Source organism: Nostoc sp. C117 (assembly GCF_043099735.1).
Taxonomy (GTDB): Bacteria; Cyanobacteriota; Cyanobacteriia; order Cyanobacteriales; family Nostocaceae; genus Nostoc.
The window spans coordinates 6341304-6368054 of sequence record NZ_CP170991.1; the positions used below are offsets into that span (position 1 = coordinate 6341304).

The 26751-nt window shown below is 41.8% G+C and carries 17 protein-coding genes and 3 tRNA genes; 6 read left to right on the forward strand and 14 right to left on the reverse strand.

Going from position 1 to position 26751, the window contains the following annotated elements:
• Positions 1-26 precede the first annotated feature (26 nt).
• Positions 27-1817, forward strand: a complete 1791-nt coding sequence (locus tag ACFG4S_RS27215) for a CHASE3 domain-containing protein (protein WP_392532047.1) — start codon at positions 27-29, stop codon at positions 1815-1817.
• 284 nt (positions 1818-2101) lie between these two features.
• Here ACFG4S_RS27215 and ACFG4S_RS27220 read toward each other — a convergent pair whose 3' ends face one another.
• The 9 genes from ACFG4S_RS27220 to nadA form a co-directional block, all read right to left on the reverse strand.
• Positions 2102-2776 carry a type 1 glutamine amidotransferase domain-containing protein gene (locus ACFG4S_RS27220; RefSeq protein ID WP_190882226.1) on the reverse strand — a complete coding sequence of 225 codons (675 nt, stop codon included), beginning with the start codon at positions 2774-2776 and terminating at the stop codon, positions 2102-2104.
• 45 nt (positions 2777-2821) lie between these two features.
• Positions 2822-3112, reverse strand: coding sequence for a putative quinol monooxygenase (locus ACFG4S_RS27225; RefSeq protein ID WP_392532048.1), 291 nt, complete (start codon positions 3110-3112; stop codon positions 2822-2824).
• Positions 3113-3681: 569 nt separating this feature from the next.
• A complete protein-coding gene (locus tag ACFG4S_RS27230) occupies positions 3682-5841 on the reverse strand; it encodes a glycoside hydrolase family 10 protein (RefSeq protein ID WP_392532049.1) in 2160 nt (719 codons plus the stop codon).
• Positions 5842-5934: 93 nt separating this feature from the next.
• The gene (locus ACFG4S_RS27235) at positions 5935-8193 is read right to left on the reverse strand and encodes a peptidoglycan DD-metalloendopeptidase family protein (RefSeq protein WP_392532050.1); all 2259 of its coding nucleotides are present in this window, start codon (positions 8191-8193) and stop codon (positions 5935-5937) included.
• Positions 8194-9023: 830 nt separating this feature from the next.
• The gene (locus ACFG4S_RS27240; protein WP_392532051.1) at positions 9024-9485 is read right to left on the reverse strand and encodes a tRNA (cytidine(34)-2'-O)-methyltransferase; all 462 of its coding nucleotides are present in this window, start codon (positions 9483-9485) and stop codon (positions 9024-9026) included.
• A gap of 316 nt (positions 9486-9801) precedes the next feature.
• Positions 9802-10941, reverse strand: a complete 1140-nt coding sequence (gene gshA / locus ACFG4S_RS27245) for a glutamate--cysteine ligase (RefSeq protein ID WP_392532052.1) — start codon at positions 10939-10941, stop codon at positions 9802-9804.
• Positions 10942-11217: 276 nt separating this feature from the next.
• Positions 11218-11289 (reverse strand) — tRNA-Thr (locus ACFG4S_RS27250).
• A gap of 82 nt (positions 11290-11371) precedes the next feature.
• Positions 11372-11454 (reverse strand) — tRNA-Tyr (locus tag ACFG4S_RS27255).
• Positions 11455-11613: 159 nt separating this feature from the next.
• Entirely contained in the window at positions 11614-12585 is a 972-nt protein-coding gene (nadA, locus tag ACFG4S_RS27260; RefSeq protein ID WP_392532053.1) for a quinolinate synthase NadA, read from the reverse strand.
• A gap of 148 nt (positions 12586-12733) precedes the next feature.
• On the opposite strand from nadA, the gene ACFG4S_RS27265 reads away from it, so the two are divergent.
• From ACFG4S_RS27265 to ACFG4S_RS27280, 4 genes are all read left to right on the forward strand, one after another.
• Positions 12734-13654 (forward strand): TIGR04168 family protein, encoded by a 921-nt coding sequence (locus ACFG4S_RS27265; RefSeq protein WP_392532054.1) that lies wholly within the window; start codon positions 12734-12736, stop codon positions 13652-13654.
• 130 nt (positions 13655-13784) lie between these two features.
• Positions 13785-13869 (forward strand) — tRNA-Ser (locus ACFG4S_RS27270).
• 766 nt (positions 13870-14635) lie between these two features.
• Positions 14636-16180, forward strand: coding sequence for a hydroxymethylglutaryl-CoA reductase (locus ACFG4S_RS27275; protein WP_392532055.1), 1545 nt, complete (start codon positions 14636-14638; stop codon positions 16178-16180).
• A 398-nt stretch (positions 16181-16578) separates the two neighbouring features.
• Positions 16579-16980 carry an acyl-CoA thioesterase gene (locus tag ACFG4S_RS27280; protein WP_392532056.1) on the forward strand — a complete coding sequence of 134 codons (402 nt, stop codon included), beginning with the start codon at positions 16579-16581 and terminating at the stop codon, positions 16978-16980.
• 295 nt (positions 16981-17275) lie between these two features.
• On the opposite strand, the gene ACFG4S_RS27285 is transcribed toward ACFG4S_RS27280, so the two are convergent.
• From ACFG4S_RS27285 to menA, 3 genes are all read right to left on the reverse strand, one after another.
• Positions 17276-18703 (reverse strand): 2-succinylbenzoate--CoA ligase, encoded by a 1428-nt coding sequence (locus ACFG4S_RS27285; RefSeq protein ID WP_392532057.1) that lies wholly within the window; start codon positions 18701-18703, stop codon positions 17276-17278.
• Positions 18688-19677, reverse strand: a complete 990-nt coding sequence (locus tag ACFG4S_RS27290) for an o-succinylbenzoate synthase (protein ID WP_392532058.1) — start codon at positions 19675-19677, stop codon at positions 18688-18690. Before ACFG4S_RS27290 ends, ACFG4S_RS27285 begins: the two co-directional genes overlap by 16 nt.
• A gap of 110 nt (positions 19678-19787) precedes the next feature.
• Positions 19788-20684 carry a 2-carboxy-1,4-naphthoquinone phytyltransferase gene (menA, locus tag ACFG4S_RS27295; protein ID WP_392532059.1) on the reverse strand — a complete coding sequence of 299 codons (897 nt, stop codon included), beginning with the start codon at positions 20682-20684 and terminating at the stop codon, positions 19788-19790.
• Positions 20685-20934: 250 nt separating this feature from the next.
• Here menA and ACFG4S_RS27300 point away from each other — a divergent pair, with 250 nt between their 5' ends.
• Positions 20935-22347 (forward strand): isochorismate synthase MenF, encoded by a 1413-nt coding sequence (locus ACFG4S_RS27300; RefSeq protein WP_392532060.1) that lies wholly within the window; start codon positions 20935-20937, stop codon positions 22345-22347.
• Positions 22348-22981: 634 nt separating this feature from the next.
• Here the strand turns inward: ACFG4S_RS27300 and ACFG4S_RS27305 are convergent.
• Together ACFG4S_RS27305 and ACFG4S_RS27310 are read right to left on the reverse strand one after the other, a co-directional pair.
• Positions 22982-24289 (reverse strand): glutamate-5-semialdehyde dehydrogenase, encoded by a 1308-nt coding sequence (locus ACFG4S_RS27305; RefSeq protein WP_392532061.1) that lies wholly within the window; start codon positions 24287-24289, stop codon positions 22982-22984.
• Positions 24290-24420: 131 nt separating this feature from the next.
• Positions 24421-26676, reverse strand: a complete 2256-nt coding sequence (locus ACFG4S_RS27310; RefSeq protein ID WP_392532062.1) for a S8 family serine peptidase — start codon at positions 26674-26676, stop codon at positions 24421-24423.
• Between the last annotated feature and the right edge of the window lie 75 nt (positions 26677-26751).

Genomic DNA, 26751 nt, shown 5'->3' on the forward strand with positions numbered 1-26751 from the left:
CGTCAGCGGCAAAAAAGGGCGATCGCATGATAAAAAAATGGTCTAGAGTCCAAAAGCACAAAGCGATATTTATCTTGGCATTGGCAGTTGTATTTACTAATACTTTAGTCTCTTTTGATAACACTATTAAGCTGATTCATCACAAACAATGGATGGCAGAGTCTCAGGAAGTTATTAATCAACTTGAAAGTATACGAGAGACACTGCAAGATACTGAAACTGCACAACGTAATTACTTAATTACCTCTGATATAGACTACCTGCAAACTTATCTTCAGGCAGATCAAAAAATCGATGAAAATATCAAAATTCTCAGCAATTTAACTGCAAATAACCATCAAAATCAACAGTGGTTTTCTTTATTGGAGCAAAAAATTGCCAACAGACAGAACATCCTCCAACAAGAAGTTGATTTAAGACAAAACCAAGGATTAGAGGCAACTCGACAGCTAATTTTGTCTGATAAAGACAAGGAAATCAGCAAAGAGATTCAACAGCTGATTCACGACTCTTTAAAAAAAGAGCAAAATTTATTACAGCAACAGATGGAGGAGTCACAACTAACTTCTGAAAAAGCCATAGTTACATTTGTTGCAGTTATTGTTGTGGATTTAGTATTTGTGGCATTATTGTATGACTTGTTGTGGCGTTATATCAGGCGACTTCAGCAAGCAGAACAGAAAATTCGCGAACAACAGTTGTTGGTGGATGTAGCCAAGGATGCCATTGTAGTGCGAAATATCCACAATCATATTTTATTTTGGAATAAAGGTGCCCAGAGTCTTTACGGTTGGAAATTGGAAGAAGTTGTAGGTAAGAATATTTTGCAACTTTTGTATAAAGAAAGTTCACCACAGCTAGAAGATGCTTACTTAAAGGTGATGAATACTGGTGAGTGGTGGGGTGAGTTGCATCAACTGACAAAAGAAGGTCAGGAAATTATCGTTGAAAGTCGGTGGATATTGTTACGACATGAGAATGGACAACCCAAATCGATTTTGAGTGTGAACACTGAAATTACAGAGCAGAAAGAATTACAAGCTCAACTTTGGCGATCGCAACGTTTGGAGAGCATTGGTACTTTAGCTAGTGGTATCGTCCACGATCTCAACAATATACTATCGCCAATTTTAATGTCAGTTCAACTGTTGCAGAAGAAATTACCGGACTCCCAGAGCCAGAAAGTACTACAAACCTTAGAAAAGAATGTTAAACGTGGTGCTAATTTACTCAAACAAATCTTATCCTTTACACCCGATATCGAAAGCAAAGGGACAATTGTTCAAATTCAGCCTGTAATCGCAGAAATTGAGCAAATTATCGCTCAAACATTCCCCAAAGATATTATCTGCCAGATAGATATTGCCAAAAATCTTTGGTGCGTCCGTGGAGACACAACTCAATTGTATCAAGTACTGATGAATTTAGTGTTCAACGCCCGTGATGCCATGCCTAATGGCGGTATCTTGAGGATTGCGGCGGAAAATTTTGTAATTGGTAAATATTGTGCCCAGATTAATTTTGCTGCCAAAGTGGGTTCTTATATTGCGATCGTGGTAACGGATACTGGTATGGGGATGTCGTCGGAAGTCCAACAAAGGATTTTTGAACCATTTTTCACTACAAAAGAGGTAGGAAAAGGTACAGGTTTAGGACTTTCCACGGCATTGAGCATTATTAAGAATCACGGTGGTTTTGTCAATCTTTACAGTCAGGTAAGCAGAGGTAGTCAATTTACAGTGTATTTACCTGCTTTAACATCAAGAGACACACATTTACTGTCTCAACAATTAGAATCAGTTGTAGGAGATGGCTAATGTATTTTGCTGGTGAAAGTATCGCAGACGATATAAATAGTATCAACCAAAACTTTTTTTCTATGTTGGAAATTGGTTAATATAGCAATCCTAAATCATTCCTGAAAAATTAGATACCCGACTTCTCGAAGAAGTCAGAAATCTAGACATCGTGCATTTTCACAACTCATTTAGGATTGCTATACAAATAAAAATATCAGTTAATATGATACGCCGTTATCACTATCAATCCGTTGCACCGCAATTGTTATGCAGCGACCGAGCACCGTCTTAATGATGCTGCCTCAAGCAGACTCTAAGAGCGCGATCATCTTCTCTGCGACACCTTTGGCAGAAGCAGGATTCTGTCCGGTGACGAGATTTCCATCGGCGATGCTGAATGCCTGCCAGGGTGCCGTCTTGTGGAAGAGTGCGCCTTGTTTGGTGAGCGCCGTTTCTAACTCGAAAGGCACATCAGCTTTTGCGTAGTTTTCTTCCTCGTCGTTCGTAAATGAACTGATATTCTTCCCGGCGAGCAGGAGAGTGTCGTTGCTCAACTTAACGTTCAGTAACGAGGCTGGACCGTGACAAACGGCCCCAACAACAGCGCCCCGCTCGTATGTCTCTTTCACAACCTTTTTGAGAAGTGGATGTTCAGGCATATCGACCATTGGTGCCAAACCGCCAGGCATAAAGATGGCATCGTACTGGCTGACCTCCACGTCTGAGAGCTTCTTCGCTTTCTGCATTGAGGCCCACCCTTTTCCTACTAAGAAGGCTAGGTTGTCAGGGTCGTCAGCAAGATTGAGCGCATCCAGAAACGGCGTATCTCCGGTGAGACTTGCGAAATCAATTTGGTATTTTGCTCTGTCGAATTCAGCATAGGGATGTGCAACCTCTGGCAGAAAATTTCCCGTCCTTCGGTTGTTCGGACCAATAACGCACGCGTTCGATACGATAATGAGAATCTTCTTTGACATAACTTTTCCTTAGTACGGTTGTTTGGTTCGGTTCGGGACAGAGCTTTAAACAAGCTTCTTCACCAATATCACCTCGCGGGCTTCAAGATGGGGGATGATCTCTTCTGCGACAATTTTTTTATAGTGTTCCGATCGCTTGTGAGATTCTGCGGCAGCAGTGTCAGTGTAGTGTTCGCAAAGAATGAGTTCGCAAGGATCGCTTTCCGACTGATAAATCGTGTAGGAAATGTTGCCTTCCTCCGATCTGGTCTTCTCGGCCAGCTCCGGTAGCAATTTCAGTATCCGGGACGTTTCCGACTCCAAAATTCTCCATTTCACGATCGCGATCTTTTCCATGTGCTTACTGCTCCCTTATAAGACAAGCATATTAAACCCCAGTAGCTTGCGAAACAGTTGTCGTGCCGTCTGTGAACGCTTAACTGCGATTAAGATGTTCGGACAAGTCTGTTGGATAATTGGGTATTATACCGAATTTTTCCGTATATTCCTTGGTGTTCTCAAGAATTTTCCGTATAACATCCTAATTTAGATTATTATTTCTGTTAGCTGTATATTTTATTTCTTGAAAGTCCCTAAGATTTCAAAAGTATTTGAGTTGAGAACCGTACAATTAAAAGCTGTTAGTCTCTGTATTTGATGTCTGTTTAGGGTCATAGCTACCCTGGTAAGTCGTAAAAATTCTATATCCATCAAGTAGGACTTTTGAGAGCATTTTTACCATTAGCGAAAAATTAGCGATCGCTCCCGTAACAATGGGAACAAACCTTTAAACTTGTAGTAAGGACTTTAGTGCTGAAAAAATCAAGGACTAAAGTCCTGACTACAAAGATGTATGACCATCCAAATTAATGGGATAGACCACTAGTTTTGAACATTATGTGAGGAAGCAAGTCTTTACTTTTTTCTTATCGCCGACCGCGAAAACCCTGTCTTCCATTAACTTGGTCAAAGAGGACATCGTATTTATCAAAAAAGGCGATGCCAGTATTTACAAATATAGGAACTTCTGACTGTGGCGAAATACTCAAATTCCAGCGATTAAATCCGTCGCGGGTTCCTGGTGTCAGGCTGTAATCAAAAATGCCATTAATTGCTACTTTCAGAGCATTTGCTGAGCGTAATATTCCTGGTTTGAGTTTACCTGCTGTGGAAGCTGACTTGAATTCAGTAAAACCATTAATAGTTCCAGTATCAGCGATCATTGTGCCATTACAAGAATTTTTAGCAGAACTCCCAGCAATAGTTAAACAAACTTTACTCAGTCGAGAGTCCCATCTGTTACCAGGTAGACCATTCATGTCGGGTTGTTTACTCCAGGGAGCCATTTTGAAACCTGCTTGATTATCAGCAGTTAAGCCGAGAATTAGGCTGCCATTATTGTTACTACCACCATTTCCCGTGATAATAAATCCGTTACTCAGGTTGCCTGGTAATTTTCTCAATGGATTATAGAGAAGTGACTTTTCAAAATAGTTGACGCCGATAATACCGGAAAATTTTACACCACTCTTTGCTGAACAATTAGGCTTTTGGGCAGTACATTGGCGACTGGTAACAACCTGTACCGGAACAGGTTCTGCGGCGGGAAGCAAACCAAATCGGATGTTAGCATAAACTAATTCTCCCTCAAGGATAGTACCATCACTTAATACCTCCTTAATATTTTGTCCTGTTCTGCGGATTGGACTATTACCTAAAAATTCTTGGGGAACTCGCAGCCCTGCTGACCCTGTATCTAATAATATACGTCTTGATTGACCATTGGCGATCGCCATTTCCAAAAAATAGCCGCGAACGCGTTGACCAAGTGAAGGTTTTGTGTATAAAGGCAGGGATACGGTATCAAAACTTGGCTGGCGGGGTGTATTTTGAGAAATATCGCGCAATGCTGGGTTTGGGAAAAGAGCCGCAAATGCTGACTGGCGTTGCGCTGCTGGTTCAGCCGCGATATCCCAAAGACTTTCGTAGTAGAAAAAGCCAATACCTAAACCGCGTTGTTGTACTGCTTGTACCTGGGGTTGGATTTGTGATAATGAAACTGGGCGATTTCGTAACCCCGCTAAAATACCGATACCAGTCGGGATGATTTTTTGGGTTTCTAAAATTTCTGGGCGGGTAATTTGACCGATAAAACTTGCCAAATCATTACGGTACACCTGCATAACTAACTCATCGACAATACCCAACCGTACCCAGTTGAGCCAGTCTTGCAGTTGCACCTTATAAGCGTATTCAGAATCAACAGGAGAAACTGAGAAGATAGCGTTCGGTTTTCGAGCTTTTACGGTTTGGGAAAGGTCTACCATGAATGCAGTGATTTTATCCGCCCGCCATTTTTTCCATGCTGTAGCTTGGGGATTAGGTGGAGGAGGATTCCCAGTTTCTTGAGTATATAGACTAATTGTGTACTTATCGTAACCAAAATCCACAGGTAAACTCGTATGATCGTCAAATTGAACGCCATCAGCATCGTATTGAGTAATGACTTCCATCACGAGTTCGGTGATAAACTTTTGCACTTCGGGGTGAAAGGGATTCAACCACGCTACTTCACCCGCAGCACTAATTGAAGTTTGAGTCCCATCGTGCTTTTGTGTCAGCCAATCTGGATGCTGGGATGCGAGTTCTGAAGTTAGGGGAACCATGAAACCAAATTCAAACCAGGGTATTGCTAGTAGCCCTTCTCTGCGGGCTTGGCTGATAATATCTGCAATCACATCTTGTCCATCTGTTCCCTTGAAGAAGAAGGGAATACCCATTTTTTGCATGATGGCGCTTGGGTAATGTGTATAACCATCGTTCCAGACTACTGGATAAACAGTGTTAAAGTTTAATTCCCGCAGTTGGCTCATCGCTGCTTGCACCTTGGAACGATTTCGGAAAACGCTAAAATCGTTACCACTGAGCCATACCGCCCGAATTTCTTCACGAGATTGAGGAGGTAGTTGGGCAACAACAGGGGCAAAGCTGTTAAGTAGCAATACTGCAACGAAGGATATTACACATAATAATGGCAGCAGACGCTTTCTTAAAAGCCACCAATCTTGACTAAAATAAATTTGCATAATTTATTTTTGGAAGTTCCAAAAAGCAAAAGAGGGAGATAAACTCCCTCAATTAACAAAGCAATAATTCAGTTACATACAAATAATCAAGAATTACAGGCGTTCCGGTAAGAAAGCTATTGGGTTAACAGCACCCTTACCTGATGGATGAATTTCAAAATGGCAATGTGGACCAGTACTGTGACCTGTAGTACCCATTAAAGCGATTGTTTCTCCCTGATTTACCTGCTGACCAGGTTGCACCAGAATCTTACTGTTATGAGCATAGCGAGTCAAGCTACCATCAGGATGGCGGATATCTACAACGTTGCCATAACCACCGCTGTTCCAACCAGCTTTTTCCACAACACCCTGAGCTGAAGAAGCCACTGGTGTGCCTGTGGAGTTAGCAATATCAATTCCTTTGTGAGGTCTTCCCCAGCGCATACCAAAGCCAGAGGTAAGAGTCCCTTTCGTCGGCCATGCATAAGCTAAGGATGAGCTAGATGGAGGAGGTGTAAGTTGGTCAATCGTTCTGGGTAGATATTGATCCACTGCTGCCAAAGGTGGTACTGTTTGTGGAGAAATTGTGTTTCTGTGGATCTTTCCTAAGGAGTTGGAGGGATTTACTCTTCCAGAAGGCGTTGCAATCTTTGTGGCAGATGAGGTGCTAGAGGGAGTCCATTGACTAGCAGATCCTAGATTAGGCAAGAATTCTGGGTTTACTGCCTCGTTAGGGCTTACAGTAGCACGGAATTGGGACTTAATTGGTTGAGTACTATAGTTAGCTCTAATAGGTGTAGGAACTGCAATTGGTATCGCTACATTATTGGGTCGAACTACAGCACTGGGTACAGCGAAGTTATTGGGACTAGAAACAGGAGTGAGCATCGCAGCATTATTAGTTTCACTAGCTGCGACTGGTACAGCTAAGTTCCCAGACTGTTGAGCGCGATATTTCTGCTGTAATCTCTGTATTTCTGCTTGTAAGCCACGCAAACGGTCGTTATTGTTATTATTTACCTTTGCTAGTGTACTTGTTGGTGTTTTAGGCTCTTCCATTTGGCCAAAAGGTTGTGGCACTGGAATTTCACCACCGACCCCATAATATTTTGCAGTGGAAGGTGCTGTTTGCAAGTTGCTTGCACTATTTTTTGCTGGAATCTGAGCAGTTACTGGTGCAGGGACGGTAATGCTACTGTTGTCAGCAATAGTTGAGGATTGTGAATTAGGTAGATAAGAGTTAGCACTACCAATGCTTACAGGCGAAGTCGATACTTTTGGAGTATTGCCCGACTCTACAAAACTGGGGTTAGTGGGTACAGTTACCCCAACTTGAGCAGTAGGAATAATCAGTTTTTGACTGATTTGGAGTTGATTAGGATTATTGAGGTTATTTGCCTTAACTAATTCTGATACTGATGTTTTGTATCTGGTAGCGATCGCTGCTAATGTATCTCCCGGCTTAACTTCGTAAGCTGTTCGAGTCGAGGAGGCGATCAAGGTTGGTGTAGCTGGTACAACTTCACTTGCCTGTGTCTTCTGTTTTAACTTCGATATGAGATTGGCTTTGCTTGCATCGCCAGAAATCTCTGACTGAGCTAATACAGTTTTCTCAACTACAGTCGTTGGCTGCGCCAATTCACTACTACCAGTTTGTGATAAATCTTTGGTATCCCCAGACCGCAACTGTGCCAGACTTTTTCTTAAACGGTTAGATTTTTCTTGTAAGCGATTAAGTGCAAACTCTTGTTGCGCCTTAAGTTGTGCATTTATTTCGCTGCTGGCTGTCCCAGATGTTGCGACTGTTTGTGGTAGAACATTTTGTGATGCATTTGCACTACCGTAACCATTAGTACCAGAGTTAGATAGCTTGTTTACCGTCGGAAAAGTAGTCTCACCAGAGGTATTGTTCAATTCCTCTGCTACTTGGGGCTTCAAAGTTGGATTTTGATTAACTGGTGTTGCTTGGGAAAAGGTTTGTGATGCAGGAACTTGCAAAGACATTCCACTTGCCGCAACTTGCCATTTAGCTTCAAGCCCAGGCACTTGTGAAACTGCTGTTGGTTCCACGATAACAGGATTCTCAGGCACACTCGCTAATGAGACTGCTTGGGACTCCAGCTTGGTGGAGGCGAATTTCACCTCAGTGTCACGAACAGCAGGAATCGTTGAGGTTGCCTTTTGGCTGCCTACTGGCACCGCTGCTTGGGCTTGATCGCTTTGTCGAGTCACCAAAAGACTGGTTGCTCCCATAGAGATTGCCAAGCCAATCATTGCGGCTTTAGTCCGCACCCGGCGGTTCACTTTTGGGTTAATCAAATTTAGTTGTTCTACCGGGGCATCATCGCTGCTAGGGTTATTGTTCAACACAGCTTTTACTCTCTTTTTCAATGCTCGTTTCAAAGACGACCTCCTATGATCACTAGCGCTTAACTGATCTCGATCTTTTCAATTGCATACTAGTCAATGATTTAGATCGCAACGGACGATAGATCGAGATCGCATTCACCAGAGATGCTTACGCAAGATTAACCTGCTTCTCTGATTTAGACAAGTTCACATGTATTAGCAAAACTTTAAGCTTGCTCTGTTTACTTGTCCGAACCACTCCTTACACCAACCATTTAGGACGTTTTTTCTTTGCCGTTATCCGCGTCTGTCTTGCGTCAATCGCGGGGACTAGACAAACTATTTGTCAAGTCCGTCATCGCTGCGAAAATTAAATTGCTGCGACTACTGGAAAAGTTATGCCCCCTTTTGTAGATATATTCAAGATATTTCTACATCATCAGTCTTCCTCAACACGAGACTTTACGTTGATTATTCCCTAAAAAACAACCGTATGATCTATTTGCTAGTTTTGGGCTGCTTTCTGGAATTATTCGAGTAAAAATGGCTCAAATGTCTTTTATTAGTGACTTTCAGCCTTTTTCTAACTCAAGATGTGATGCTTCAAATTCATCAAAATCTATCATTCAAATTTGGCATTATCCCGAATTTTATATACAAATTTCTTATAACAATCTTCCCATAGTTGTAAGTATCTTCCACTACAATTGAGCAAAAAATAAAATTTACGGTGTATTTTTTTACATTTATTTTGCAGTAACAAGGAAAGTTTTCAGCCTCAAAAATCCTCCTTGTCAATTGATTGATCGAAATTACCTAAGTGTATATATTTAGGTAATTTAAGTAAACAGCTATTTTAAATAGCCTAATTGACGACGAGTTTCAAACAAGCCAATTGCCACACTAACTGACAGATTCAAGCTACGAACCCCAGGTTGGCTCATAGGAATATACAACGTAGCATCACAATCTGACAAAACTGTTGGTGGTAAGCCAGTAGTTTCACTACCAAACAGCAGCCAATCATCAGCTTGAAATTGAAAGCTGACATAATTAAAATTTCCACCTACGGTATAACCTAACCATCTGCCTCCACGGTCATGATGTACGATTTTAAAGGCTTCTAACGATTCGTGATAGTGGAGTTTGACGTAAGGCCAGTAATCTAAGCCAGCTCTTTTGAGGTAGCGATCGCTAATTTCAAATCCCAAAGGACCCACCAAATGTAACTCCGTACCCGTAGCTGCACAAGTACGGGCAATATTACCTGTGTTAGGAGGAATTTGGGGGTTAACTAAAACTACCTGAGGCATTATCCGTATAATTTACGTGTTGTATAAAACAATTTGTTGTCAATGTAAAATCTACCAAAAGGCAGAGGCTATTCATAGGTTTTGTTAATAATAATCAAGCATTCCCCATCGATTAGATTTTTAAAACGAAGCTTAAACCCTCTCCGAACAGTGCCTGAGAGGGTTTCTGGCTAAAATCAACAAATATTAAGTTTTATGTAGATTTATTTGGGAATGGGGCATTGGGTGGGATGAAATTCTCTCCCCATACTTCGGCTACTTTGGCTTTGCGGTAGTTGAGCGTAGTGGAAACTCTGTACAAGTCTCCCCATCTCCCCTAGGCCAGGAGAGAGGAACACAATTTGTTTTCGAGTTCGATTTCGCGTTCTTGGGTGGCGATGATCGCTTGGGTGATAACGCGCTGGCTGTCAACACCGACTGCGTGTAACTGTAACCATTGTTGAGCTTCATTGCCTTCGCGGAGGATTTTGTGCAAAGGTGAAAGGAAACAGCTAAAGCCTTGTTGCTTAGCGATCGCCCAAACATCTTGGTAAATCTCGTGAATCCAATCTCTGGCTGTGATGCTTCTGCCATCTTGCCAATGTCTCAGTTGAGCATCAAGACTAGAAGTCGCCGCCGCAGTTTCGTTGTCAGCAGTCAGCGTGACAAGTTCTTCAGGAGAAAAGGTACTTTGAGTTAATGGATCGATGCTGGGATTTTCGATTATTTGCAACAAGCGCGCTTCTAATAAGGCACTAATTGCTAGCAAGGCAATGGGATCTGTGACTAAATCGCAAATTCGCAGTTCTAGCCGATTGAGATCGTAGGGACGGCGATCGCCATTTGGTCGCACTGATGCCCATAAATGCCGCACATTTTGCATTGTTCCAGCAGCAAGCTGATCTTCCACCCATTGAATATGATGGGCGTGGCTGGTAAATAACGGCACATGGCTAGGGGTTTGCGGGAAGAGACCCCAACGGGTGGAGTGATAGCCAGTAGCTTTGCCATCCAAAAACGGAGATGAGGCGCTCAGAGCAAGGAATAAAGGCGCTTCTAAGCGAATTACCCGACACGCCCGCATTAATATTTCTGGGTCGCTAATGCCTACATTTATGTGTACGCTAGCGGTGACTACTTTTGTGCCGTAGGTTTGTTCAATGTAGTCATGATAGGGGTTAGCTGGATCGGAACGCAAAAAGCGATCGCTCCCACCTAAAGACATAGTACTCCCCGGTATTAGGGTGTAATTGCCCAAGCGATCGAGGTAGTTTCGCAACTTGCGCCGGGGACGTAGCAAGGCACATAATAAATTCTCGTAATTAGCGAGTGGCTCGGTGATGTATTCGACGTTGCGGCTATCTGGTTCTCGTACAAATCCATCCAAAGCGGCAACAATTTTGTCGGAGAGACCAATTATTTCACCTTGAGGCGTGCCGGTGTACATCTCAATCTCAAAGCCTTTTAATAAGACCACCTTCGTTCTCCTTGGCTCTCTCTGCTTATAAATTGTATCGAATTAGACGAATTCCTGGATCTATCTTTAAGTCAATCAAAGGTTAAGAATCATTGAATCGCCAGCTCATTCCAAATAGGGAGGACAGATTTCTCAGTTGTCGTTCATAAATTATTATTATTTCTATGTAACGATTGATTCATATTCAAGAGAATGGTAGATTCCGAACCGTCTCTGAACAGAAGAGCTTATAATGATGCTCAATTATGGCTTCTGAATCTTGTTTCAAAAATACAAAGCCCGTGACGAGGATTGAACTCGTGACCTCACCCTTACCAAGGGTGTGCTCTACCACTGAGCCACACGGGCAAAATTTTACTTTTTTTTAAGCTATAAAGATGGGGAGTTTTATTATCACCCAGCCATTATAACTTAATTAGTTCGTAAGAAGTGGGCCGGGCTGGATTTGAACCAGCGTAGGCGCTAGCCAACGGATTTACAGTCCGTCTCCATTAACCACTCGGACACCGACCCATTTGTCTCACGATTTTACATCCTACCATTAGCTTTTATACTTGGCAAGTAGTTAGCAAAAATAACTGCGGCTCCGTTACTGATGACTGTTAACTGTTAACCGTCAACCGTCAACCGTCAACCGTTAACGTGAAATCCCGTCCCCTTTTAGGGGTGGGATTAGCTTAACTCCAGCATTCGTTGCATTGGTCGGAGTGCAGCTAGGCGGATATCTTCTGACATAGTGATTTCGGGAGTGCGATTTTTCATTGCCCAGTAGAGCTTTTCTAGGGTGTTTAAACGCATAAATGGACATTCGTTACAAGCACAGTTATTTATCGGTGGGGCGGGAATAAAACGCTTGTCAGGAGCGAGTTTTTGCATTTGGTGAATGATTCCAGGCTCCGTTGCCACGATAAATTCTTTAGTAGGGCTGCTTTGACAATACTTGAGTAAAGCGGCTGTGGAGCCAATAAAGCTGGCGTGGCGCAATACACTAGCTTCACATTCTGGATGGGCGATCGCCTCTGCTTCTGGGTGGGCAATTTTTAACTCGACAATTTTCTTTTCGGAAAAGGTTTCATGAACAACACAGCTACCTTGCCACAGCAACAAATCTCGTCTGGTCTGTTCCATAACGTAGCGCCCCAAATTCCGATCTGGAGCAAAAATAATCGGTTGATCTGTTGGTATTTGCTGTACAATTTTGACAGCGTTAGAACTAGTGCAAATAATGTCGCTCATTGCTTTAATCTCAGCAGAGCAATTGATGTAAGACACCACCAAATGGTTTGGATGCGCTGCTTTAAAAGCTGCAAACGCCTCTGGTGGACAACTATCCGCTAAAGAACAACCAGCGTTCAAATCTGGTAAAAGTACTAATTTATCGGGATTAAGTATCTTTGCTGTTTCTGCCATGAAGTGAACACCAGCAAAGACGATCGCATCAGCATTAGTCTTTTCTGCCGCTTTCGCTAGTTGTAATGAATCGCCAATAAAATCTGCAATATCCTGAATATCTGGTTCTTGATAATAATGCGCCAGGATCACTGCGTTGAGTTCTTTTTTCAAACTTTCAATAGCGGCAAATAAATCTATTGGTAGTTCGCCCGGTTGGGTTTTGTCTCGTTGAGCTAGTGCAGTCGTAAACACAGTTAGGGGTTGCTCTAAGTTACAAATTGTTATCTCGTTGATTAATTATAGTAGTTTTTACCAAAAATAGTGGACGGTTGATCGCTTGAAATTATGTCCAAATCCGGCTGAGTTTCATATCCTGGAGATAGACGGCAAGGAAAGTGGCATGACCAGTCAGAAAACTCATTCGATAACCCTAAAAATTGCTGTAGTTGGAGATGTTCACGACCAATGGGAAGTAGAAGATGGCATTGCACTCAAGCATCTGGGTGTTGATTTAGTGCTGTTTGTTGGGGATTTTGGCAACGAGTCGGTGGAAGTGGTCAGAGCGATCGCCTCTCTCGATATTCCCAAAGCAGCCGTAATGGGCAACCACGACGCCTGGTACACCGCCACGGAGTGGGGACGTAAAAAGGCTCCCTACGACCGCTCCAAGGAAGATTGGGTACAGGAACAACTCGATTTATTAGGCGTGTCCCATGTCGGTTTCGGGAAATTGGATTTTCCGGCTTGGGAATTAACTGTTGTGGGGGGTCGTCCCTTTACTTGGGGTGGCCCGGAATGGAAATTTGCGGAAATCTGTAAAGAACGTTACGGTGTCACAGATTTGGAAGAATCAGCCGATCGCATCGTCAAAGCGGTGAAAAGCGCTGCTTACCAGACGATTATTTTTCTGGGTCATAACGGACCTAGTGGTTTAGGCGATCGCCCCGAAGATCCCTGCGGCAAAGACTGGCACCCAATTGGCGGCGACTTTGGCGATCCAGATTTTGGCGAGGCGATTTCTCAAGCCTTGACTGCTGGTAAAATCATTCCTCTGGTGACATTTGGTCATATGCACCGAACTCTCCGCCATACCAAGAAGGTGCTGCGAAAGCCCGTTTTTAGAAGTCCAGAGGGAACAATTTACTTGAATGCAGCCACCGTGCCGAGGATTGTGGAAAATGGCAGCGAAAAGTTGCGTAATTTTTCCATTGTCTCCCTAGAGGCAGGTGTGGTTTCGCAAGTTTCTCTAGTTTGGGTGGGGAATGATTTCCAGGTGGCAGAGGAGGAAATTTTGTATGAGCGATCGCGGATTGTGTCGTAGACATTCGCATCCGGTAGTGCAATCTGCGTAGATCATAGGATATAGTATTATCTGTCAGCTTTAGTGCTAACCAACAAAAGCGCCGAATAACGTCTGAAAGTAGGGTATGCATAAGTTTGACAGATTTACTGGAGAGGTGGCAGAGTGGTCGATTGCGTCCGACTTGAAATCGGATGAGGCTAAAACCTCCGGGAGTTCGAATCTCCCCCTCTCCGTTTTTAGGGTGAAAGTTTTATTTATATCATCCAATTTCGATTGAGGGTTTCCACACTCAAGAGCTATGACAGGTAATTTACCCTGTCTGGCAACATGCTCTTGGGCGTTATTTTATCCTGTTTTCCAAGGACTTCCGATACAGAATTGGCGATCGCTTTATTCAGCCCAGATATTTAATTAAATGAAAAGTGCTGAGTTTCGAATTCCTCGGCTTAGAATTAAAAGATCGCCCACGTTCGCGCAGCGTATGGCAGAGAGGGGTGAGGCTTTTACAATAGAGCGAAAGTACTGAGTATTCAACTTCAAAACTCAGCACGGGCTAAACCTTAGCTATCGGCTAACAGCACTGAGTATGGTAAATACTTGCGATCCTCATCTTGTTTCGGTTTACAGCGTGATGTTATCCCCTGAATGTTGACATTTTCAAACATAATAATCAGCTTGAATTGCTTAACTAAGTGATGAGCTATTTTGCATTGATAATCTTTATCTTTGATTATTACGAGTTAAACAAAAAGCGGTATTTTAACTATTAGTTAACCAGATGACAAGCACAACAGCTTAAGATAATCGAAATTACATACAATTCAGTCATAAGACTGATACCGAGTTCATTCCGTGTAGGATTAAGTCTTCATTTGCGGATATAAAGTCCGATAGTGTTCCTGACAAGGAAAAACCTTCATCTCGGTATGAGATTGTCTTGCACAGATCGGGCAAAAATTTTGGCTATTTTGCTATTTATGTCAAAAGGAAGAATTACTAATGACCAATTGTGTGCAGATGCCGTCACGGATCGTAAATGCAGCCCTATTCGGTATAGCAAAGGCGACTGACCACAACGATGGACTGGAAGATAGTCGAGACATGCAGCTAGAGTCCATTGAAGCTGGGTTGTTAAAATTCCGAACACGGAACTTGTGGATGAGTTCCTCTCCTGGAACCGTCGAATTGGTGGAGTTCCAATTTCTAAGAGGTTTCATCTATCAGATTTCGCTCAACATTGTAAGCGTTGTCCAGCAAAATAACCATTACTCGATATCGGCATCGTTCTTAAGTTCCGAGAGTGAACAGAAGTTCTGGAGTGTGTTTTTCACAAATATGCGACCGCTCGACAAACCCAAGGAAGTCAAAGAATGGCCAAGGCTGCCCGGTCGTGGACAATATACCGAGAGCGCCCGTCAGCGTCGTCTAAGCTTCATCGAAGAACATACTGGAGTCGAGATGAAGCATATTGGGAACACAGATATTCAACCCGAAACTCTTAAGCGCGTTACAGAGTCATTCATTGGCACTGTTGAGATTCCTGTTGGTGCTGCCGGTCCGCTGATGTTTTACGGTCAGCACGTGAAGGGACACATATTCGCTGCGATGGCGACAACAGAAGGGTCGTTAATTGCCTCGGCGACACGCGGTGCGACAGCAATTACATGCAGTGGTGGAGTCACCACTGCTGTTCTCGATCGACGGATCGCGCGCGTGCCGCTATTTCAGATGGCAGATTTGCATGATGCGTTGTTCCTGGCTCAGTGGGTAAAATCTCGCTTTCTGGATATCCGTAAGCAGACGCAGCTGATGTCGAAACACGCCGACTTGAAACGTATCGAGCCGCAGATCCTCGGTCGCGATCTACATATGCACTTTGTCTATGACTCTGGGGATGCAGCTGGTCAAAATATGACAACTGGCTGTACTTGGAAGGCATGTCACTGGATCATGGATCAAATTTCCGATACTTTCGGAATCAAGGTCAACCGCTTTATTATCGAGTCGAATTTATCCAATGATAAAAAAGTCACGTACAACAATTTCATGTTCGGTCGTGGTACAAGATCGGTAGCGGAGTGCAAGCTAACCGCCAAAGCTACCAAGCGGATCTTGAATGTGACGCCAGATCAACTTGTTAGTGGCTATCACTCTCTCACTGCGGGAGCAATAGCATCCGGAATGATCGGTGTAAACATCAACATCGCAAATATGGTAGCAGCGATTTTCACAGCCACTGGACAGGATATTGCAAGCGTACACGAGTCCAGCGTCGGACACTTGACGATGGATCTGGTGGACAACGGCGAGGCTGTTTACGCGAGCTTAGTACTGCCTAGTTTGCTAATTGGTACGGTAGGCGGGGGGACGCGTCTACCGCATCAAAACGAAGCTCTACGGATGATCGGCTGTGATGGCACTGGGAAGTCCCCTCGTCTTGCCGAAATTATCTGCGGGTTCGCCTTGGCGCTGGACATATCAACGTTGTCGGCACTTGTTGCCGATGAGTTCGCAGCAGCCCATCACCCGCTTGTCGCAAAGTGATTGGTTATAGGGTTCTTTTTTGACTATAAAAACGGAATCTTTTTCAAGGGTTTCGTTTTTTGTATTTTTTAGCAAGAGACGCAAGAGGCAAATAGCGCAGCGTTAGCGAGTCAATGCGGAGTATAGGGAAAATGATGAAAGTCTTACTACACAATACATCTCACACACTGCACTCGGTTTGTTTTTCCAGATGACATGAAAAGTCAGAAGAACCTACCAGCACAGTTGATAGCGATCGCTCTTGTCTGCCTATTAAAAATTTGGTGGCTCTTATTCAGAAGGGGTCTGAATCTCCTTCTGAATAAAACCTTCTGCCTTCTGCTTCCTTCAATTACACATACTGTTGACTTATATGCAAAAATAAAAACTTTCACTAAATCGTAATTCAATTCTCAAAAATGTCTTTTACTTATAATCGCACGGTTCGCTTTCAAGATACCGATGCTGCTAGAGTAGTTTATTTTGCTAATGTTTTGGGTATTTGTCATGAAGCTTATGAAGAATCTCTAGAAGCATCAAATATTAATCTCAAAGATTTTTTTATTAATCCATCTGTAGCTTTCCCCATTGTTCATGCTAGTGTGGATTTTTTGCGCCCTATATTTGTAGGAGATAAGTTGCTAATTAGCTTAATTTGCCAAAAAATAGGTGTTGAAAAGTTTGAAATTAATTATGAAATTACTGTCGGTGAAATCCTCGTTGCTAAGGCTATTACTAGACATGTTTGTATTGATGTAAGTAGTAGGATGAAACAGGAATTACCTGATAAGATAATTCAGTGGTTGGAAACGAACCGCTGAAAATTCACTGTATTGATACCATTTCAGGAAATTATTGATATAAATCACTATTCTTGCTCCCCCTGCAAGAATCTATATCAATACTGCTCGGGTAAAGCATTTTTAACTCGGAATTGGGTTTGGGGAAAAGGTTAAAGGGTAAAGGTTAAAGGTTTTTTCTTTCCCCTTTCCCTTTCCCCTTTTCCCCTTAACCGACAAGTATTGGAATCTATATCAATCTTAAAGTGAAACGATATGAGATAGTTCCCCTCTTGAAGCAACTGGCGCGGCTTAGAAAGAAGAAAGTCTAGAAAAATTATGTGATTGAATTTTGTAAGAATTCTGTAGCTATTTGCTGTAGCTGTTGGCGATTAATTTTACCTTGGGAGTTGCGGGGTAAGTTTGCTTGGGGAATCCAATATTTAGGGATTTTAAATTTGCTGAGTTTGTCTTTGAGTAGGGTTTGCATGTTTAAGACAGAGGTATCTGATTTTTTGGGAATATAGATTGCTGTTAAGACTTGTCCCCAGTGTTTATCAGGGATACCAATGATACAAATATCGGCAACCATTTGAGTTTCTAGGATAGCTGATTCAATCTCTACTGGGTAAATATTTTCGCCACCTGTAATAATTTTATCGCTATTACGTCCGATTATATTTAAGTAACCTTGCTCGTCTAAAAAACCTATATCATCTACTTGGAAATTATCTTGATTTTCTCTAGTTATCGGATAGTAACCAAGGGCTAAAGATTGAGTATAAATAGTGATATTTCCGATTTGATGGGGCTTTAAAATTTCGCCTTGTTGATTACGAATAGTTACCTTGGCATGGGGAAGAATTTGTCCACTACTAATTTTACCACTAAGAAAATCATCTGGTTTGAGGGTAGCAATTTGAGAAGCAGTTTCTGTCATGCCATAGGTTGGTGCTAAGCGGATGCGATGAAATCTGGCTTTTTCTAATAGTTCATTCCATGCTGGCGCACCTCCCAAAAGTACAGTATAAAATTGGGCTAACCATTCAGTTAATTCGGGATTTGGCAGGAGTCTTTGTAACTGTGTTGGAACTAAAGATATGAAAAATATTGATTGTTTAATATTTAAGATTTTACCAGATTCTACGTCTTTAAATGCTTGAATAGCTAATTTACCTCCAGTGGCAAAAGAACGCATAAATTGCATCAAGCCGCTGACATGATATAGCGGTAACATACAAAAGGAATTTACTTGTTTTAGTTGAAAATATTCTGTAAATCCTTGTACAGATGCTGTGAGTGTTTCCCAAGTGTGGATGGCAAATTTAATCTGCCCTGATGAACCACCTGTAGGAATCATAATCAGTGCTGTTAGCGGTAGCGGGGCGTTTAGCCTGTGCTGAGTGCTGTTAGCGGGGCGTTTAGCCCGTTCTGAGTGGTAGAGTGTGGGAGTGTGAGAGTGAGGGATTTCTCCCAAAATAATATCTGGTTTTACTAAATCAAAGACTTGTTGCCATTCTTGTGTTCCCCAATCGGGGTTACAAAGAAAAACTGGGCATTTAGCTGCACAAGCAGCAATAAAACTTGCTAGAAATCTTAATGGTTCGCGTTCAGCTAAGATGATTTTTGGTAGTGTTTTAGATGCTGATAAATTTGTTAATTCTAAATATAAATCTTGAGCTATTTGATGAAATTCATGGCTGTTATAACCGATAAGCCAATCATCGTTAGCTAGGTTATTAAGACACTCTAAAGGTTGTTCCATAACTTTTGAAACGAGGTTTCATGTTGTTCAAAAAAATGGTCGATGCCAAAACCAACTGCCCGATTATTTCGGGATAATTCTGCTGCTAGTTGGAGTCCTGCAAGTCTAGCGATCGCTGTTTCAAATACTGATGAAAATACCGCATCAATTTTATGCTGTTGGCAAAACTTTCTCAGACGAGATGGCGATCCGACTATCCCAGGCTTGATGACAAAAATTCCTCGCCAACCTTGTTGATAACAGGCGGCGAGTTGCCCAAGGGTGGCAACAGATTCATCTAAAGCGATCGCAGTTTCATAATTCATACTCAATTCCAACATCTGCTGAAATTGCTCAACACCTAGCGGTTGTTCGATAAATTCAATTTCTAGGGTTGATTCTCGATTTGCTTTGAGATTATCGCCAGTCCACAGCCATAAGTTTGCTTCTTCATAGCTGAGTCCACCGTTGGCATCTAATCGCAGTTTGGTAGAACTTGGTAAGGTGTGTATCAATGACTCAAAAATTTTTAATTCATGAGCGATCGCATACACCCCAATTTTCCATTTAAATGTGCGATATCCCTGCTCCCATAGGGTTTCCCATTGATTTAAAGCCGCTTCTCCGGCTGGTAGTAAGGCGCTGTATGTGAGGTAAGAGGATGCGGGGAATTGGTGAATTTCATTCTCCGCGTCTTCTTTGCCCATCTCTAGCGCTGACTCAAAACCAAATTGACAAGCAGGTAACTCATCTGGGATGGAGAGAATTATCTCGTCTGTGATTTTTTCTGGGAGTTGACAACAAAAATCTAAGGCTTGTTCTAGGGTTTCGGAACCAAACCAACTAATGGGGACGATTTCTCCCCAGCCGACTTTACCTGATTCATCGATGAGACGAACGATAATACCTTCACGAATATCCCAATTTCCGTGATTGGTAGTCAGCGATCGCACAAATCTTCGCCGATAAGGACGAAATTCAAATCTGTATGTCACTACGGGAAAGTCAAGCTTTATCAGAATTGTTATTAGTCATCAGTCATTTGTCCTTTCTCAAAAGTCATTAGTTATTTTGCGTCTGTTTCCAATGCCCTATGCCCAAACCCTTAAAGCACAAATCCCAAACCCAACAACAAGCAACTCCAAAAATGCACGGCTACGGCGATGAATTTACAATTACTAACTTTGTCAGGCCGATTGTGATTTTCTTGGACGTGGCGGCATAATTTGATGGCAAAGGGTAAACTCAACCAACTCAGTAGCGTCCAGGCTGGAAAAACTCCCGACAGTACAAACAACAAGGTAAGGGGATAAATGCTGCTAGTGAACCAGACTAAGAGTTGAGCAGCTTTTTCGGTTCCGAGACGGACGACAGGCGATCGCTTACCTGCGGCTATGTCATCCTTAACTTGGTGAAAGTGTGAGCAAAATAAAATTAAAGTTGTGGCAATCCCAACAATTACTGAGGCTGCTAAACTCGTCATCGACCAAGTTGAGGTTTGGCTGTAATAGGCTGCCTCCACTGCTAAGGGACCAAAGGCAAAAAAGCAAATAATTTCGCCTAAACCCTGATATCCTAAGCGAAAGGGAGGCCCTTGGTACATATAGCCCAAACCACAGCACAAGAGTATTATGCCGATTACAGTTAGGTCTTGTTGCCAAAAGGCGATCGCTGCTATCCCCAATAACCCCAAACCTAAACACAAATTTCCTAACCAAAATATTAATATCTTATTGCCAGTTAAATTAACTAGAGAATGGTGCTTATTTTGATCGATACCTGTTTCGGAATCAAAGACATCATTACTGATATTTTCCCAGGCGAGAATTAAAATTGCCGCTGCGACAAAAGTAGAAAATACTGCAACATTGAAAATTTTTGTTTCGGCAAATGCTACTGCTGTTCCTACCCAAATGGGGATAATGGCAACGCTGTACATCGGCGGTTTAATCGCTGCCATCCATAACTTCGTGTTGGGATATAAAATCTGCTTGGTAGTCATCAGTCGTAATTAATTAAATTCCCAGAATATTACTAAGACAAAAGACTTTTGTCGTGAGATTCGACTCAAGACTCTGATACTAAAGTTGTGGCCGAGGCCGAAACTGGCTTCTCAGGGTCTAATAACACCACCAACAAGGCAAACCTTACGCTGGTGAAATGGCAACTTAATATGTTACCTGTAGAAATACGACCACGATTAATTACACTTTAGGAAGTTAACTTAAAAAAAATTTACTATCGTTAGATCCATGACAGTTTCACCATGTCGTAGCAACTTGTTTGTACAGCACAAAGATTTATATCAATTTCTCTTAGCAGTGCAAAAAAAGTGCCTTAAAAATAATTGTAGTCAAATTGTCAGTATCTCCCAAGAGATAGATTTAGTTGACCCTTTACTTGTATTGGAACAACTTACACAAGCAAATGAAATAAATTTTTACTTTGAGAACAGAGGTAAAGGAGAGGCGATCGCGGCAATTGATGCTGTCACAAAATTACAAATTGATGGTATAGATCGTTTTATTAAAGCTGAGTATTTTATCAAATCTTGTCTAAAAAATATAATTAATTTTGGTAATGCAAACGAACCTTTTTCTGGTCCTCATTTTTTTTGTTATTTCAGCTTTTTTGATAAAAATATCCAAGTAGATTATCCATTTCCATCTGCTACTATTTTTCTGCCACGTTGGCAAATATCTGTGAAAAATGACCGTTGCATATTAGTTACAAATATAATTATTAATGCTGATGTCAAGATTGAAAATTTGTTACAAATAATACAAACAAAAATTGAATTTCTCCAATCTTTAGAATATTATTCTCCAGATATTGATGCTGCAACAAAATTTTACAAAAAATCTATTACAAACGCTGCTCAATTTAAATATTCAGTAGCTTCTGTATTGGAAAAAATCCGGTCTAGTCATTTAAGTAAGATTGTCCTAGCAGATATATTAGATGTGAAGTCAAGCAATGACTTTGACTTAGTTAAGTCATTACATAATCTCAGAGAAATACATCCTAATTGTTATATTTTTTCTACCAGTAATGGCAAAGGACAAAACTTTATCGGTGCTAGTCCAGAACGATTAATTAGTATTAATAATCAGCAGTTAATCACCGATGCTTTAGCGGGTTCTGCACCACGAGGTAAAACTCCTGCGGAAGATGCAGCTAATGCCAATCGCTTACTCAATAGTGAAAAAGAAAAGCACGAACATTCATTGGTGCTTAATTTCATCACTCAACGTCTATCCCAGCTAGGTTTATTACCCCAAATATTAGCACCCCGGTTGCGACAATTATCTAATATTCAGCATTTATGGACACCAATCAGCGCTGTAGTTCCTCCTAACATACACCCATTAAAGATTGTCGCTCAATTGCATCCGACGCCAGCCGTTGCTGGTGCAGCACGAGATGTCGCTTGTGCCGAAATTCGTCGTTATGAAAGCTTTGAAAGGGGTTTATATGCGGCGCCTCTGGGTTGGATAGATTCTCAGGGAAATTGTGAGTTTATTGTGGGAATTCGTTCAGCATTAATTGATGGCGATCGCGCGAGGTTGTATGCTGGTGCTGGTATCGTTGCTGGCTCCGATCCTGACAAGGAGTTTGCAGAGGTGCAGCTTAAACTTCAAGCGTTATTGAAAGCGTTAGTTTAAAGTTAATTACTAATCTTGTATGCCAGCTAAAGATATTTATCACAATCCTGTACTAAAATATTAAGTAATTATTACCTTAATAGTAAGTCAATACTGCTCGGTTAAGCATTTTTAACTCGGAATTGGGTTTGGGGAAAAGGTTAAAGGTTTTTTCTTTCCCCCTTTCCCTTTCCCCTTTTCCCCTTAACCGACAAGTATTGAATAGTAAGTAACTTTAACATTCATGTTAATTATAATTTAATTAACAGTAATAGTTGCAGCATTTCCAGGAGCAATATTTCTTTTTGTTACTATATGGCGTTTAGACTCAATTGAATATGGATTATTAACGTTCTTGCGGTCATTTATTGTTGCTTTACTTGGTGCTATTGCTGGTTTTTGTCTGTGGTGTTTATGGTATAAATGGAAACTTAAAAATCATCCAAGTTATTCAAATCCTGACCTGAGTGGCCTAAGTCTAGCAACGCTGTAAGCCTCATGAGGCAATCAATATAAGCTATTCTATTAGAAAAAAATAGGTCTTGTATTTGTTATTAGAAAACAATCGCGCGATCACTTGCTATACAAAAGCTCTAGACTTTAGAAAAGGCAAATAGTTTCGGATAGTGACAGAAGAGGGATATGTGAGAATACTTTACACTAAATCCTGATGAGTAAAAGCTTTAGCATTCGCCCCGGTGTAAGTAGCGACAATATGTCCATCGCCAGTCATTTGATATTTGTATGTCACTAATCCTTCTAAACCAACGGGGCCGCGGGGAGGCATTTGTTGCGTACTAATCCCTACTTCTGCACCGAAACCATAACGGAAACCATCAGCAAATCGGGTAGAACAATTATGGAATATATTAGCTGAATTTACCAGTCCAAAGAAAGTTTCAACAGACGCTGAATCTTCAGTAATAATCGCATCGGTATGACGAGAACCATATTCGTTAATATGAGCGATCGCATCTTCTATTGTGTCTACAATCTTAACCGATAAAATAAAATCGCTATATTCTGTTTCCCAGTCGATTTCTGTTGCCGTTTTGATGTTGGGTAAAATTTCTAAAGTGCGTTTATCGCCTCTTAACTCCACATGCCGTTCTTCTAAAGCTTCAGCAACTTTTGGTAAAAATTCTCTAGCAATTGATGAGTGAACTAGCAAAGTTTCAATAGCATTACAAACAGCAGGATATTGGGCTTTGGCATCGACTGTAATTGGAACTGCAACAGAAATATCAGCCGCTTTATCTATATACAAATGACAAATTCCATCGGCGTGACCTAGTACAGGAATACGTGTATTTTCCTGTACAAATCTGACAAAAGAATTAGAACCTCTGGGAATAATTAAATCTACATATTTATCTAATTTCAAAAGTTCGAGAGTTTCTTCTCTAGTTGTCAGCAATTGTACTGCATCAGGATTAACAGCAGTATGAGATAATCCTTGCTTGATTGCCTTAACGATCGCCTCGCAAGAACGCACCGCTTCCTTCCCACCTTTGAGGATTACACCGTTTCCAGATTTGATCGCTAAAGAGACAATTTGAATCGCCGCCTCTGGACGGGCTTCAAAAATAATCCCCAAAACGCCCAAAGGACAAGTAATTCGTTTAAGAATTAAACCAGTGTCGAGTTCGCGGTGAATCTGCACTTTACCGACTGGATCGGCTAGCTTACCAACATCTCGTACCCCAGCGATCGCATCTCTTAATTTATGTTCATCCAGCTGTAAGCGCTTATAAAGTGGTTTGGGAATTCCTTCGGAAGTAGCAGCTTCACAATCAGCAATATTTGCTTGTAAAATTTCATCTTTAGCTGATTCTAAAGCTTGAGCGATCGCCACAAGTGCTTGATTTTTGGCCTCCGTCGAGAGTATCGCCAGTTTACTTGCAGCTTGGCGGGTTTGTCCGGCGATCGCTATTAAGGGAGAACCAACTTGGAAAATAGTCATATTACAAAAAAACCTTCAACTTACTCATCCTATCAACAATGGGCGTTAGGAGTGCTGTTAGCGGATAGCTAAGGTTTAGCCCGTGCTGAGTTGTTTTCTTTGTCCCATTGTCCCCTTCCCTGCTTATCCCCCTAAACGTTAACCGCAGTTCCAGTGAGAATTTCGCGCACTTGGCTAGCAGTTAAGTTGCCATTGGCACTGAGCATTAAGGCTGCTACACCTGCTACATGAGGAGCAGCCATAGAAGTGCCATTATAAAAGCCGTAGGTTCCATTCGGTAGCGTAGAGTACACACTTACTCCTGGTGCAGTCACATAAGCGATGCTGGAATCAGTGCCAGCTCGATTAGAGAAATCAGCTAGATTATTATTGCTGTCAACGGCTCCAGTGGTTAAACCCCACTTAGTAGCATAGTTACCAGGGTATAGGGGAGTTGAACCTCCTGAGTTACCTGCTGCCATAACGACAATTACACCTTGACTGGTAGCGTATTGAATGGCTGTTTCTAACCCTGCGTCACCAACGGTTCCAGATATACTCATGTTGATGACTTTTGCCCCGTTTTTGACGGCGTAATAAACTCCTTGGGTAATCGCTGGGTAAGTGCCTTGATTATCATCACCCAAAACTTTCACAGGCATGATTTTGGCATTATAAGCAATGCCTGTAACTCCAAAATCATTCTTAACTCCTGCGATCGTACCGGCCACATGAGTGCCGTGGCCATAAACATCTAAAGTATTATTGTTGTTATTAATAAAGTTCCAGCCATAGACATCATCAATATATCCATTGGCATCATCATCAATACCGTTATCGGGGATTTCTCGGCTATTTGTCCAGATGTTTGCATTTAAATCTGAGTGGTTATGGTCAACGCCACTATCCAATACAGCAACAACCACTCCTTGACCTGTATAGCCTTGCGTCCACACTTCTGGAGCTTTGATCGAATCTGCCCCCCAGTTAGTGCCACCTAAATTGGGAATATCTAAAAAGGTGGGTTGACCAATAGCTTTAGCAACAGCAGCAGCAGCATTTACTAAACCATAGCCATTGATAGAGCTATAATTTCCCGCACTATTGGCAAAATGAACATCAATACTGGCTTGATTTGCATCATTGAAGACATTGGCTAAATCATCTTGCCCATCGCCATTGAAGTCACCAGCTAGCCATTTTTGGTCATTCCCAAATCCACCTTGTTGAGTTGCCCAGCGCTGATTGGTAAAGCTGCTACTGATGGAGAGATAAACATCAATACTGGCTTTACCTTGGTCATTGAAGACATTGGCTAAATCTGCTCGTTTATCGCCATTGAAGTCACCAACTAGCCATTTTTGCTCATTGCTAAATCCACCTTGTTGAGTTGCCCACCGTTTAATTGTAAAGTTGCTACCGTTGGAAAGATGGACATCAATACTAGCTCGATCTCCCTCATTGAAGACCTTAGTCAAATCATCTCGCCCGTCACCATTGAAGTCACCAACTAGCCATTTTTGCTGATTCCAAAATCCACCTTGTTGAGTTGCCCAGCGCTGATTGGTAAAGCTGCTACTGGTGGAGAGATAAACATCAATACTGGCTTTACCTTGGTCATTGAAGACATTGGCTAAATCTGCTCGTTTATCGCCATTGAAGTCACCAACTAGCCATTTTTGGTCATTGCTAAATCCACCTTGTTGAGTTGCCCACCGTTTAATTGTAAATTTGCTGCCGTTAGAGAGATGAACGTCAATACTGGCTTGATTTGCATCATTGAAAACCTTAGCTAAATCATCTCGCCCATCACCATTGAAGTCACCAACTACCCATTTTTGCTGATTCCAAAATCCACCTTGTTGAGTTGCCCAGCGCTGATTGGTAAAGCTACTACCGTTGGAGAGATGAACATCAATACTGGCTTGACCGCCATCGTTGAAGACATTGGCTAAATCTTCTTTTCCATCGCCATTGAAGTCACCAGCGAGCCATTTTTGCTCATTTCCAAATCCACCTTGTTGACTTGCCCATCGCCCATTTGTAAAGCTGGTGGCAGCAGAACCACTAATTTCTGAATAAATGGATGTAGAAACAGAATCTGTACTCAAACTACTAATACTTGAAGAGCTAACATAGTCTTCTGGAAGTCCAGTTAAGTAATCAATTCCTGCTATTCCTTGCTCTATTTTAACAGAGGAATCTTCAGACCTCAAAGCTGTTAGACCTTGGTTAATCGCATCGATATCAATCCCGTAATTTAGAGAAAGTTGAGGTTTTGCTGTTATCGAAGTAGATAACAAACTTAAATCTAAAGTTTCGCTGGTAATAAAAGTATGAGAATTGAGAAAAGGTTCCGTAGGCAACAGGCTTAAGGAGTTGGCATTGAATAAGGTAGGATCGGACATCTAGCGTATTCCCCCAACAAATTTTCTATTAAGTAAGTTTTTTTTGAGAATAGCAGATGTATGTTCTCGTTGATA